This window comes from Campylobacter sp. TJR-1 (assembly GCF_032840035.1).
GTDB lineage: Bacteria > Campylobacterota > Campylobacteria > Campylobacterales > Campylobacteraceae > Campylobacter > Campylobacter fetus.
In genome coordinates this window covers 193,337-206,559 of the sequence record NZ_JAWIZX010000001.1, presented here as the reverse complement: position 1 = coordinate 206,559, position 13,223 = coordinate 193,337, and the positions used below count along the sequence as shown (strand labels likewise).

Sequence of the window (13,223 nt, the reverse complement as noted above, 5' to 3'; positions counted from 1 at the left end):
AATTTTTGTAATAAAAAAAGTATAAAAAAGGATGAACTTTGCAGATCATAGATGGAAAAAGCGTAAGTGCAAAAGTCAAAGAATACGTAAAAAACGAAGCAATAAGCTTAAAAAAATCAGGTATAACCCCAACATTAGCAGTAATTTTAGTAGGAGAGGATAAAGCCAGCCAAACATACGTCGCAAGTAAAGAAAAAGCTTGCCTGGCTTGTGAAATGGGTTCGGTGATGCATAGGCTTAGTAAAGAAACTAGTCAAAGCGAGCTTTTAGCTCTTATAGAGGTTTTAAATTTAGACGATAGCATTGATGGTATTTTAGTTCAGCTTCCATTGCCAAAACATATAGACACAAACAGAGTGTTGGAAGCTATCGATCCGACTAAGGACGTTGACGGATTTCACGCTGTAAATGTTGGAAAACTCTCAAGCGGACTTGATGGATTCGTGCCTTGCACTCCGCTTGGCATAATGGAACTTTTAAAAGAGTATGACGTAAATTTGCAAGGTATCGATGCAGTCGTTATAGGAAGAAGCAATATAGTCGGAAAGCCTATGGCGAGCCTTCTTTTAAATGCTGGAGCAACTATAAGCATCGCTCATTCTAAAACTAAAAATCTCCCCGAAATAACCAGACGTGCTAAGCTTGTAGTAGTAGCAGTCGGAAGACCAAATTTCTTAAATGCCGATATGGTGAGCGATGGCGCTATAGTCATTGATGTAGGCATAAATCGTTTAGATAGTGGTAAGTTAGTAGGCGACGTGGATTTTGATAGTGTTGCTCCAAAATGCTCTCTCATCACGCCGGTTCCAGGCGGCGTTGGACCTATGACTATCGCTATGCTTTTAAGTAATACATTAAAATCTGCTAAAAATAGAAAGCGCAATGTATGAAAAAATTTCTTTCTAAAGCGTATAATTTTTCTAGCAGTTGGACCGGGACTATAATTATAGTTTTGTTGTTTATATTTTTTGTCGCTCAAGCTTTTGTTATACCAAGTGGTTCTATGAAAAATACGCTTCTTATAGGTGATCATTTATTTGTAAAAAAATTTGCTTATGGCGTCTCTACTCCGCATATTCCGTTTTTAGAAGTTCCTGTTTGGTTTGATAGTGACGGAGATGGACATATAATAGAAGGAAGTAAGCCAAAACGTGGAGATATCGTTGTTTTTAGATATCCCGGAGATCCTAAAATTTACTATGTAAAAAGAAATTTTGCAAATGGCGGCGATGAGGTGATATTTGCACCAAAAACTATGTATTTAAGACCTTCTGGCGGTGATGCTCAGATAGAAGAAAACTATAATAAAAACGATATTGTTACACTACTTGGTAAGAAATTTGTTAAAGAGCCTTATAAATTTAAAGGTATTCACTATGAAAATAGGGGTGAAAAAGATAATTTTGCCGGGCAAAGCGCAGATACATTTACCATAGCGCTTTATTATCTAAATCAAAATAAATTTGCTATGACTCCAGCACTTATTCAGGAACTTCCGTCCGTGGACGGGCTTCCTTTTAATGCATTTTACTTTAAAGTTCCAGAAAATGAGTTCTTTATGGTCGGAGATAATAGAGAAAATAGCAATGACAGCAGATTTTGGGGAAGCGTACCGTATAAATACATAGTTGGAAAACCTTGGTTTGTATATTTTAGTTGGGATAAAGAGTATAAAGTTAGATGGGAGAGAATAGGCAGACTCGCTAGCACTTTAGAGACTGATGAGACGCTGATACATGAGTAATTTTGATGCGCCTACTATAATAACGCTTGTTGTAGTTTTGATAATATTTGTAGTAGGTCATGAGATAGCCCATGGTTTTGTTGCTTTTAAATTTAAAGATAATACGGCAAAAAATGCAGGCAGACTTAGTATAAATCCTTTAAAACATATCGATATTTTAGGTACGATTGTGGTTCCATCGCTTATGTATTTAGCCGGCGGAGTTTTATTTGGTTGGGCAAAACCTGTTCCTATAAATACATATACAGTGATTAAAAACGGTGGATATTTTGGCGCCATATGTGTTAGCTTGGCGGGCATTGTTTATAATTTTTTACTTGCTTTGGCTTCATTTTTGCTTATATATTTCGGAATCGCTCCAGAGTTTGGCCTAAGAGCGATAAGCATGCTTTTAACTATAAATTTGATATTAGGAATTTTTAATCTTTATCCTATACCGCCTCTTGATGGATCACACGCTCTTTCTTATGTTTTAAGGATTTTTAAATTTGAAAAATTAGCAAATTTATATCAAAGTCTTAGCAGATATGGATTTATAATTCTTGTAATTTTGATCATAAGTCCAGTGGCTAGTTATGTTTTTTCACCTATTTATACTATTTTGGATTTGGTTAGAACTATGCTTATATCACGCTAAATTCAGGTTTTTATGATATAATTATGCGAAATTTAAAGGTTATGGGATGATTTTATGAAAGTTGCTCAGATTTTTATAGCAAGTGATCACGCTGGATTTGATACTAAGGAGTTTGTAAAAAGTTATTTATCAAATTTCGAGTTTGATGTGGTTGATCTTGGAGCATATTCTAAAGATATGAGCGTAGATTATCCTGATTTTGCCGATAAAATGGCTGAAAATATAAATAACGATTTTAAATTTGGTATTTTAATATGCGGAACAGGAATAGGCATATCCATAGCCGCAAATCGCCATCCTCATATAAGATGCGCTCTTTGCCATGATGCTACTACTGCAAAATTAGCTCGTGAGCATAATGATGCAAATGTACTTTGCTTTGGCGGCAGAATAGTCGGAACTAGTATCATTCAAGATATGGTAAAAGTATTTTTTACTACTGAGTTTGCCGGTGGTAGACATGAAAAAAGAGTTTATAAATTAGGAAACTACAAATGCTAGTGGATTGGTTATTTTATACATTTTTAATATGCTTTAGCATATATCTCGTAGTAATGGTGTTTTATTATAAAACTTTGCTTAGAAAAGAGCGCTCAATGCGTGATTTTATGAAAAATAATCTTGATGATACCGAAATAGTTATCAGGAAACTACAAGTTCAGCTCCAACGTTCATTAGGAAATATCGATATTTTAACAGATGAACTAAATAAAATTAAATCAGATGTTACTAGTCTTCGTACTAGAAATTCTCAGTACCGTATAGAAAATGATAAATTAAGATTAAGAATAAAAGAGCTAGAGGGCAAGATAGAAGCTCTACTATAAAGTAAGGATAACAATGAAAGAACTTTCTAAATTTGATAAAGAGTATCTTTTGGGTACTGTAAGAGATATAAAAAATTTTCCAAAACCGGGAATTATATTTAAAGATATAACCACGCTTTTAGGCAATGCTAAAGCTTTTAAATTTCTACTTGATCACCTAGAAGATAGATATAAAGATGAAAATTTAGATTTTATAGTCGGTATAGAGAGCAGAGGATTTATTTTAGGTGCGGCACTTAGTGCGAGACTAAATTTAGGATTTGTACCTGTTAGAAAACCAAATAAACTTCCTTATATAACAATTTCACAAAAATATAGCTTGGAGTATGGATTTGATGAAGTTGAAATGCACATTGACGCATTTGATAGCATCAAAAATCCTAAAGTGCTTTTGGTGGATGATTTAATAGCAACCGGAGGCACGGCAAAAGCCTCGTCTCAGCTTCTAAAAAAATTAGGCGTAAATTTAGTAGAAGCTTGTTTTTTAGTGGATTTAGTGGAACTTGGAGGAAGCAAAGAGCTTAAAAGCGAGTGCCCAGTTTATAGTGTTTTAGAGGTCTAAAGATGGAAGAGACCTTAAAACATATATTATTTGAATACAAAAATTGGGCGTATCTTATTATTTTTGCTTGGTGTATTATGGAAGGTGAGATAGCTCTCATACTTGCTGGAATACTAGCTCACGAAGGACATGTAAATCTTGCTATGATAGTGTTTATAGCCGGTATAGGCGGATTTGTGGGAGATCAAATTTATTTTTATATAGGTAGATATAATAAAAAATATATTCAAAAAAAACTTGTTAAGCAGAGACGAAAATTCGCAGTTGCGCATCTGCTTTTAGGGCGATACGGTTGGCCTATAATTTTTATCCAGCGTTATATGTATGGATTTCGCACGATTATACCTATGAGTATTGGTATAACTCGTTATAGTGCTAAAAAATTTGCATTTATAAATTTGCTAAGTGCTTGGATGTGGGCTGCTATAACAATACTCTTAGCTTGGTATTTCGGTCAGCAGATCTGGAATGCGATTCACTGGGCAGAAGCTCACTGGTACTTTGCTATACCTATCATCATACTGTTCTTAACAGCGTTGATTTTAGGATTTAAACAATTGGAAAAAAATATACTAAATGAAAGGAAAAAACGACATGAAATTCACAATAATTGAAAAACCATTAGATGATATAAAAGCCGATTACGAAATAATTTTTGTTGTCAATAAAGATTTAAATCATAAATTTATAAAAGACGGAGATGAGTTTGATTTTTTTAAATTTAAAGGTGAAAATGTTCTTAATCTAACAACTTTAAGAAGAATTTATGTTGGCATAAAAGATCTTGAGCCAAATAGTATTAGATTAGGTGTTTCAAATGCTTATAACGCATTAAAAGATTTGAATTTAAAAACTATTAAAATGGCTAGTTACGTAGGATGCTGCTTTAAAATGAGTTTTCAGGCTATAGGCGAAGGATTTTTGCTAGGTAGTTACAAATTTGATAAGTATAAAACTGAAAAAAAAGAGAGCTCTATAAGCGAAATTTATATTTCTATCGATGAGTTTAGCGGTAAGCAGATATCTTTATTTGAAGCAAATCTTGGCTTACAACATGCTCAGATAATAGCAGAATCTACAAACTATGCAAAAGATATAGTAAATGAAATACCCGATATTTATACTCCTCAAAAAATGGCAGAAGATGCAAAAAAGCTGTCCCTTAGTTATCCTAGTATAGAGTGTAAAATTCATGATGAAAACTATATAAAATCACAAAATATGAATGCATTTTTAGCGGTAAATAGAGCTAGTATGCATCCTCCTCGTCTAATTCATTTAAAATATACTCCAAAAGATAACAGTCTTAAAAAGGTTGTTTTTGTAGGTAAAGGCTTAACTTATGATAGTGGCGGACTAAGTTTAAAACCGAGTGATTATATGCTAACTATGAAATCAGATAAAAGCGGTGCGGCAGCTGCTATGGCGATCATAATGGGAGCAGCTAGAATGGGGCTTCCTTTCGAGATACACGCTGTTTTAGGTGCAACTGAAAATATGATAGGCGGTAATGCGTATAAACCGGACGACGTGCTGATCACCAGAAGCGGCGTTAGTGTTGAAGTAAGAAACACGGACGCAGAAGGTCGTCTTGTACTAGCCGATTGTCTTGACTGGGCGCAAAGTGAGTTGAAACCTGATCTTCTTATAGATATGGCAACTTTAACAGGTGCTTGCGTTGTCGGTCTTGGTGAATATACTACAGGGATTATGGGAAACAACTATGAACTCCAAAATGAGTTCAAAAATTTTACGAAAAAGAGTGGCGAGTTTTTGACTATTTTAGAGTTTAATGATCATTTAAGAGAACTTGTGAAATCTCAAATAGCAGATATAAGCAATACATCTTCAAGCAGATACGGCGGAGCTATAACTGCCGGTATATTTTTAGATAAATTTATAAAAGACGATTATAAAGATAAATGGCTGCATCTTGATATTGCCGGACCCGCTTATACGGAAAAGGCTTGGGGTTATAATCAGTCTGGAGCTACTGGAGCTGGAGTGAGAGCAAATTTATATTATCTGGTTAAACTTGCTAGAAATGCCGAAAAAGGCTGCAAATAATGGGCTTAGCAGTAGGTATAGTAGGACTTCCAAATGTTGGAAAATCAACGACTTTTAATGCGTTAACAAAAGCTAGCAATGCAGAATCTGCAAACTATCCATTTTGCACTATAGAGCCAAATAAAGCCATAGTTCCGGTTCCAGATATACGCTTAAATGAGCTTGCAAAAATAGTAAATCCAAATAAAATCCAACATTCGACTATCGAATTTGTAGATATCGCAGGACTTGTGAAAGGCGCTAGTAAAGGCGAAGGACTTGGCAATAAATTTCTCTCAAATATAAGAGAAACCGAAGTAATTTTACATATGGTTAGATGTTTTGATGACTCAAATATTACTCATGTAGAAAATAGCATAGATCCTATAAGGGATATAGAAATAATTGAAACAGAGCTGATTCTAGCCGACATCGAACAGTTGAATAAAAAGATAGAAAAATTAAACAAAGAAGCAAAAGCCGGAGCAAAAGGTGCCAAAGAGAGTCTTGAGTGTGCAAGTAAATTACTAGAACATTTAAATGCAGGAAATAGTGCAAGCAGCTTTGAGCTTTTTGATAGTGATATTTTTAACAATCTAAATAAAGAACTCAGGCTGTTATCTGCTAAAGAGGTGATATACGGCGCAAATGTATCAGAAGACGATATATCCAACGATAATGAGTATGTAAAAATGGTAAAAGAGTATGCTTCTCATTCAAATCATGAAGTTATAAAGCTTTGTGCAAAGATAGAAGAAGAACTGATCTCACTAGATGATAATGAAGCTCATGAGATGTTAGAGAGTTTAGGGGCTAAGCAAAACGGTCTTGAAAGTATTATAAAAACAGCATTTGCAAAACTAAATTTAATAAGTTACTTTACAGCCGGAGTTGTTGAAGTAAGAGCTTGGACCATACATAAAGGTTGGAAAGCACCAAAAGCAGCCAGCGTCATACATAATGACTTTGAAAGAGGCTTTATTCGTGCTGAAGTTATAAGCTACGATGATTATGTTGCTTGCGGCGGAGAATCTAAAGCCAAAGAGGCTGGAAAAATGCGTTTAGAAGGTAAAGAATATATCGTAAATGACGGCGATGTAATGCATTTTAGATTTAACGTTTAACCATATATTAAGGAGCTTTTTTAAATTTATAAAAGCTCCTATGTTATAAATTTGACTCATATTTTTGAATTCTATTATTAAATACACTCTTTTTATATAAATTGTTACTATAAGAAACATAGATTAAATTATTTTAATAAAATATTAAACAAATATAATATCATTAATATTTATGTGATATAGTCGTTACATAAAATTATTGGAGTTAAAATTGGTTCAATTAGAAAATGTTAATAAGTATTTTGGCAACTTTCAAGCATTAAAAGATATAAATTTAACAGTAAAAGAGGGCGAGAAATTAGTTATCATAGGTCCAAGCGGAAGTGGAAAATCAACTGCTATTCGCTGTATAAATGGGCTAGAAGAGATCACTAGCGGTAGAGTAATCGTAGATGGAAAAGAGTTAAATAAAAAAACTAAACTTGAAGTTTGCAGACAAAATGTGGCTATGGTATTTCAGCACTTTAATCTTTATCCGCATATGACTGTTTTACAAAATTTAACTTTAGCACCTATAAAACTTCGCAAAAAAAGTAAAGAAGAGGCAAACGAGATAGCTTATAGATACTTAAAAGTAGTCGGTTTAGAAAATAAAGCAAATGTTTATCCATCGACTTTAAGCGGAGGTCAGCAGCAAAGAGTTGCGATAGCTAGAAGTCTTTGCACTCAAAAAAAGATTATTTTGTTTGATGAGCCGACTTCGGCTTTAGATCCTGAGACTATCCAAGAAGTTTTAGACGTGATGATAAAAATATCGGGAGAGAAATCCACAACAATGGTTGTTGTCACTCACGAAATGGGTTTTGCAAAGCAGGTTGCCGATAGAGTTATATTTATGGAAAATGGAACCATTTTAGAAGAAGCAGTGCCTAATGAATTTTTTAACAGTCCAAAAAACAAGAGAACAGAGATATTTTTAAGTAAGATATTAAAACACTAATATAAGGAGAAAGAAATGAATAAATTTGTAAAAGGTTTGCTGATTTTGGGCACAGGACTTGTATTTGCGGCGTGCAGCTCAAATACGAGTAGCGACTCTAAAGAGGCAAATTCAAACTTAGAAAATATAAAATCAAAAGGTATTTTCACAGCCGGAGTAAAAGACGATGTTCCTGGTTTCGGGCTTTTAAATAAGCAAACTGGAAAGATAGAAGGCTTTGAGATTGACATAGCAAAACTTTTATCAAAACATATTTTGGGTGATGAAAATAAAGTTAAATTGGTTTCTGTTACAGCAAAAACAAGAGGACCTATGCTAGATAACGGTACGTTAGATGCCGTTATAGCCACATTTACTATAACAGATGAGCGCAAGAAGACATATGATTATACAACTCCGTATTATAAAGATGCAGTAGGTCTTTTAGTAAGAAAAGATGGCGGTGTAAACACTCTAAAAGATCTTGAAGGCGGGACAATAGGAGTTTCTATGAGTTCTACTAGCAAAAAGAGTATTTTAGAAGCCGCTAAAAATCTTGGAATAGAGCTTAAATTTAATGAATATCCAGATTATCCTTCTATAAAAGCCGCTCTTGATGCAAAAAGAATAGACGCATTTAGCGTTGATAAATCTATACTTTTGGGATATATCGATGATAATAGTGTTATTTTAGATGAGAGTTTTGCTCCTCAAGAATACGGCATAGCTACTAGAAAAAATGATCCTGAGTTTTCAAAATACGTTGATGAGTTTGTAATAGCAAATAAATCTCAGATTGATGAATTGGCAAAAAAATGGGGTCTTAAGTAATGGATAGCCTAAGTCCATTTGCTTTGTGGAAATGGGAAGATACATTAGCTCACTGGCAGATGTTTGCTAGTGGGCTTGGCTTTACTTTAGGAGTAAGCATTTTAGCGCTTATCTTAGCTGGTGTCATAGGGGTAATAAGCGGTATGATGGCTACTGGAAAAATAGCTATTTTACGCTATTGTTCTCGTATATATGTTGAAGTATTTCAAAATACTCCACTTGTAATTCAGCTGTTTTTCTTATATTTTGCTTTGCCTCCTATGGGTATAAATTTAGACGTATTTACTATAGGAGTTTTAGGTATAGGCGCTTATCATGGTGCTTATATGAGCGAAGTAGTAAGAAGTGGTATAAACTCCATTCCTAAAGGTCAATTCGAAGCAGCCACGTCGCAAGGTTTTAGTTATATAGAACAAATGATGTATATCATATTACCTCAATCTATAAAAATCATATTACCGCCAGCCACAAATCAGGCAGTAAATTTGATAAAAAATAGCTCTGTACTTCTTATAATAGCAGGCGCGGAACTTATGTATATGAGCGATTCTTATGCGAGCGACAGTCTAAATTACGCAACTTCATATAGTGTTGCTGGAATTTTATATTTTATAATGTGTTTTCCACTTGCCATGTGGGCTAGAAATTATGAAGAAAAGCTTAAAAATGCACATTTGACAAGGAATTAATAATGGAAGCTGTTCTAAACTACATAAATTTAAAAAATCTATTATATGGACTAAGTCTTACGCTGATTATGGCGTTTTTTGCTGCCGTAGGGAGTATTATTTTTGGATCTATTTTGGCTGTTATGAGAAATTATGGGAATAAATTTATAAGAGGCATAGCAGGAGCGTATGTGGAAATTTATAGAAACACTCCGCTTCTACTATGGATGTATGCCGGATGTTTTGTTTTGCCTACTATTTTTTCATTTTTACAAGGATTTAGTTACGCAGTTTTGGGTACTATCGGGCTATTTTTATATACGTCTTCTGTTATGTCCGAGATAATAAGAGGAGGTCTAAACTCCATTCCTAAAGGTCAATTCGAAGCAGCCGCGTCGCAAGGTTTTGGCTTCTTTTATACTCTTTATAAGATAATTTTTCCACAAACAATCAAAAAAGCAACTCCAGCTATATTATCCCAAGTAATAACCACAGTAAAAGACACGTCTTTTATGGCTGGACTAGGAGTTTATGAACTAACAAATCAAAGTAAGCTCATACTAGCTAGTTTAAAAGAATTTAGCCATATACTCGCTGTTATAGGTTTGGTTGCAGCTATGTATTTTATAGTGTGCTTTAGCCTATCTATTATAGTTAGATATTATAATACTAGAACTACTTATTAATAAGCCATTGGCTTATTAAATTTTTAATTATAAATTGTTTCTTAATTTATTACTGAAATATAAAAATATTTTTTAAATTTTTTAATTAAATTTGCTTAAAGTATGCTATAATAGTGTTATATATTTTTTTAATTTTATTATTTTATTTTGATAGCTGGTATTAAGATATATTTTTTAAATTTAAAGTATAAAAAAATATACTAACTAACTTTTACTATCTAAATACCGTATTCATTGATTTTTAACTTGAGCTTTAAAGGATTAAGTGTTTATTAAATTATATAAAATTATAAAAATATATATTTAAAAACTGTTGGAAATTTTATTATAAACCAATAAATTTTAAATATAATACATTTACGATATTTTGCAATATTAGAGCAAGAAAGGTGTAACGATATGGATAGACGAGAATTTATAAAAAGCTCAGCTGCAGCTGCTGCTTGCTCGGCTGCTGGGATAGCAGTACCAAGCTCATTAAGCGCTGCTGAGAATAAAGATGGTTGGCGCTGGGATAAATCTGCTTGTAGGTTCTGTGGTACTGGTTGTGGTATCATGGTGGCTACAAAAAATGGTAAAATCGTGGCAGTCAAAGGTGATCCTCTAGCTCCAGTTAATAGAGGTCTTAACTGTATTAAAGGTTACTTTAATGCAAAAATTATGTATGGTGAAGACCGTATAACAAAACCTCTTCTTAGAGTTAATGCAAATGGTGAATTTGACAAAAAAGGTAAATTTCAAGAAGTTAGCTGGAAAAGAGCTTTTGACGAGATGGAAAAACAATTCCGCAAAACTTACGCAGAGCTCGGACCTACTGGTATAGGTGTTTTTGGTAGCGGTCAATACACTATACAAGAAGGTTACGCTATTTCTAAGCTAATTAAAGGCGGTTTTAGAAGCCATAATATAGATCCAAATGCACGCCATTGTATGGCTAGTGCCGTTGTTGGTTTTATGCAAACATTTGGTATAGATGAACCTGCTGGCTGTTATGATGATATCGAGCTTACGGATACTATCGTAACTTGGGGAGCAAATATGGCAGAAATGCACCCGATACTTTGGTCAAGAGTTAGTGATAGAAAACTTCAAAATAGCGATAAAGTAAAAGTAGTAAATTTATCTACTTATTCAACTAGAACTTCAAACATAGCTGATATAGAGATTATATTTACTCCGCATACCGACCTTGCTATATGGAACTATATAGCAAGAGAGATTGTTTATAATCACCCAGAAGCTATAGACGAAGAGTTTGTAAAAGCAAATTGTGTATTTACAACAGGACCAGTAGATATCGGTTATGGTATGCGTGCAAATATAAAGCACCCAAAATACCTTCCGAGTGAACTTGATACTGCCGCAAAAGAAAAATCAACAGTACTAAGCGAAAATGAAGGAGTTACTCTTGCTTATTTAGGAATGAAAGCAGGTGATACTTTAGAAAATAAAAGTACAGGCGCTCCGGATAAGCACTGGATAATTCAATATGAAGATTTTAAAAAGGCTTTAGCTCCTTATACTTTGGATTTTGTAGCTAAGCTTGCAAAAGGTGATCCAAACGAAGATTTAGAAGAATTTAAGAAAAAATTAAAAGCATTAGCCGACCTTTATATAGAAAAAAATCGTAAAGTCGTCAGTTTTTGGACAATGGGTATGAACCAACATACAAGAGGTGTTTGGGTAAATGAGCAAAGTTATATGGTGCATTTCTTGTTGGGCAAACAAGCAAAACCGGGTAGCGGAGCATTCTCATTAACAGGACAACCAAGTGCTTGTGGAACAGCTAGAGAAGTCGGTACGTTCTCACACAGACTTCCAGCAGATATGGTTGTTGCAAATCCAAAACATAGAGAAATTACTGAAAAAATTTGGAAAATTCCAGCCGGAACTATAAATCCAAAACCGGGTGCTCCATATATGAAGATCATGAGAGATCTTGAAGATGGAAAAGTTAAATTTGTATGGGTGCATGTAAATAATCCATGGCAAAACTCGGCAAACGCAAACCACTGGATAAAAGCGGCACGCGAGATGGATAACTTTATAGTAGTAAGCGACCCGTATCCTGGAATTTCAGCTAAAGTCGGAGATCTTATACTTCCGACTGCTATGATATATGAAAAATGGGGCGCTTATGGTAATGCTGAAAGAAGAACTCAACACTGGAGACAACAAGTTTTACCAGTAGGTGATGCTATGAGTGATACTTGGCAATATATGGAATTTGCAAAACGTTTTAAATTAAAAGATTTTTGGGGTGAAGTTAAAGTAGACGGCAAACTTACTTTACCAAATGTTTTAGATAAAGCAGTTGCGATGGGATATAATCCTGAAAATACTCTTTTTGAAGTTTTATTTGCCAACAAAAGTGCTATGAAATTTAGTAGTGATGATAAAATTATGGCCGGCTATGATAATACCGAAGTATTTGGTGATAGCAGAAATGTTGTTGGATCAGACGGAAACGTATTTAAGGGTTATGGATTCTTTGTCCAAAAATATCTTTGGGAAGAGTATCGTGAGTTTGGTCTAGGACACGGTCACGATTTAGCCGATTTTGATACTTATCACAAAGTTAGAGGTCTTAGATGGCCAGTTGTTGATGGTAAAGAGACTCTTTGGAGATTTAATACAAAGTATGATGTATATGCTAAAAAAGATAATCCAAACGGAGATTTTTCATTCTATGGAAATAAAAACGGAGCTTTAGTAACCGGAGATCTAGCCAAAGCTACTTCAAAAGAGAAAGAAGCACTTAAGAGCAGAGCTAAGATATTCTTCCGTCCTTATATGGATCCACCAGAGATGCCAAGCAAAGATTATCCGCTATGGTTATGTACGGGTCGTGTTCTCGAGCATTGGCATAGTGGTACTATGACTATGCGTGTTCCTGAGCTTTACCGTGCCGTTCCTGAGGCATTATGCTTTATGAATGAAATAGACGGAAATAAATTTGGTATTAAACAAAATGATATCATATGGGTTGAAAGCCGCCGTGGTAAAGTAAAAGCTAGGGTTGATTTCCGTGGTAGAAATAAACCTGCAGAGGGTTTAATATATGTTCCATGGTTTGATGAAAACGTATTTATAAATAAGGTCTGTTTGGATGCAACAGATCCACTCTCAAAACAAACTGACTTTAAGAAATGCGCAGTTAAGATTTATAAGGCTTAATT

14 protein-coding genes are annotated in these 13,223 nt (G+C 34.2%); all 14 read left to right on the top strand.

What is annotated here, in order from left to right; genetic code table 11:
* Positions 1 to 38 precede the first annotated feature (38 nt).
* Positions 39 to 890, top strand: coding sequence for a bifunctional methylenetetrahydrofolate dehydrogenase/methenyltetrahydrofolate cyclohydrolase FolD (folD, locus tag RVY88_RS01105; protein ID WP_010402657.1), 852 nt, complete (start codon positions 39 to 41; stop codon positions 888 to 890).
* A complete protein-coding gene (gene lepB, locus RVY88_RS01100; protein ID WP_002849827.1) occupies positions 887 to 1,744 on the top strand; it encodes a signal peptidase I in 858 nt (285 codons plus the stop codon). Before folD ends, lepB begins: the two co-directional genes overlap by 4 nt.
* On the top strand, positions 1,737 to 2,381 hold the full coding sequence (locus tag RVY88_RS01095; protein WP_162167509.1) for a site-2 protease family protein: 645 nt from the start codon (positions 1,737 to 1,739) through the stop codon (positions 2,379 to 2,381). The genes lepB and RVY88_RS01095 overlap by 8 nt, the downstream gene beginning before the upstream one ends.
* 54 nt (positions 2,382 to 2,435) lie before the next feature.
* On the top strand, positions 2,436 to 2,882 hold the full coding sequence (gene rpiB, locus RVY88_RS01090) for a ribose 5-phosphate isomerase B (protein ID WP_002849823.1): 447 nt from the start codon (positions 2,436 to 2,438) through the stop codon (positions 2,880 to 2,882).
* A complete protein-coding gene (locus RVY88_RS01085; RefSeq protein WP_002849821.1) occupies positions 2,876 to 3,208 on the top strand; it encodes a membrane protein in 333 nt (110 codons plus the stop codon). Before rpiB ends, RVY88_RS01085 begins: the two co-directional genes overlap by 7 nt.
* Positions 3,209 to 3,221: 13 nt before the next feature.
* A complete protein-coding gene (gene apt, locus RVY88_RS01080) occupies positions 3,222 to 3,770 on the top strand; it encodes an adenine phosphoribosyltransferase (RefSeq protein ID WP_162167508.1) in 549 nt (182 codons plus the stop codon).
* A gap of 2 nt (positions 3,771 to 3,772) precedes the next feature.
* Entirely contained in the window at positions 3,773 to 4,384 is a 612-nt protein-coding gene (locus tag RVY88_RS01075) for a DedA family protein (protein WP_002849819.1), read from the top strand.
* A complete protein-coding gene (locus tag RVY88_RS01070) occupies positions 4,365 to 5,837 on the top strand; it encodes a leucyl aminopeptidase (protein WP_065844363.1) in 1,473 nt (490 codons plus the stop codon). The genes RVY88_RS01075 and RVY88_RS01070 overlap by 20 nt, the downstream gene beginning before the upstream one ends.
* A complete protein-coding gene (gene ychF / locus RVY88_RS01065; RefSeq protein WP_162167507.1) occupies positions 5,837 to 6,940 on the top strand; it encodes a redox-regulated ATPase YchF in 1,104 nt (367 codons plus the stop codon). Before RVY88_RS01070 ends, ychF begins: the two co-directional genes overlap by 1 nt.
* Before the next feature lie 211 nt (positions 6,941 to 7,151).
* Positions 7,152 to 7,880 carry an amino acid ABC transporter ATP-binding protein gene (locus tag RVY88_RS01060; RefSeq protein WP_162167506.1) on the top strand — a complete coding sequence of 243 codons (729 nt, stop codon included), beginning with the start codon at positions 7,152 to 7,154 and terminating at the stop codon, positions 7,878 to 7,880.
* Positions 7,881 to 7,895: 15 nt separating this feature from the next.
* On the top strand, positions 7,896 to 8,690 hold the full coding sequence (locus RVY88_RS01055; RefSeq protein ID WP_024305174.1) for a transporter substrate-binding domain-containing protein: 795 nt from the start codon (positions 7,896 to 7,898) through the stop codon (positions 8,688 to 8,690).
* Positions 8,690 to 9,379: an amino acid ABC transporter permease gene (locus tag RVY88_RS01050; protein WP_002849816.1), complete on the top strand. Its 690-nt coding sequence runs from the start codon at positions 8,690 to 8,692 to the stop codon at positions 9,377 to 9,379. Before RVY88_RS01055 ends, RVY88_RS01050 begins: the two co-directional genes overlap by 1 nt.
* Positions 9,380 to 9,381: 2 nt before the next feature.
* The gene (locus RVY88_RS01045; RefSeq protein WP_002849815.1) at positions 9,382 to 10,044 is read left to right on the top strand and encodes an amino acid ABC transporter permease; all 663 of its coding nucleotides are present in this window, start codon (positions 9,382 to 9,384) and stop codon (positions 10,042 to 10,044) included.
* A gap of 399 nt (positions 10,045 to 10,443) precedes the next feature.
* Positions 10,444 to 13,221 (top strand): nitrate reductase catalytic subunit NapA, encoded by a 2,778-nt coding sequence (napA, locus tag RVY88_RS01040; RefSeq protein ID WP_162167293.1) that lies wholly within the window; start codon positions 10,444 to 10,446, stop codon positions 13,219 to 13,221.
* Positions 13,222 to 13,223 lie beyond the last annotated feature (2 nt).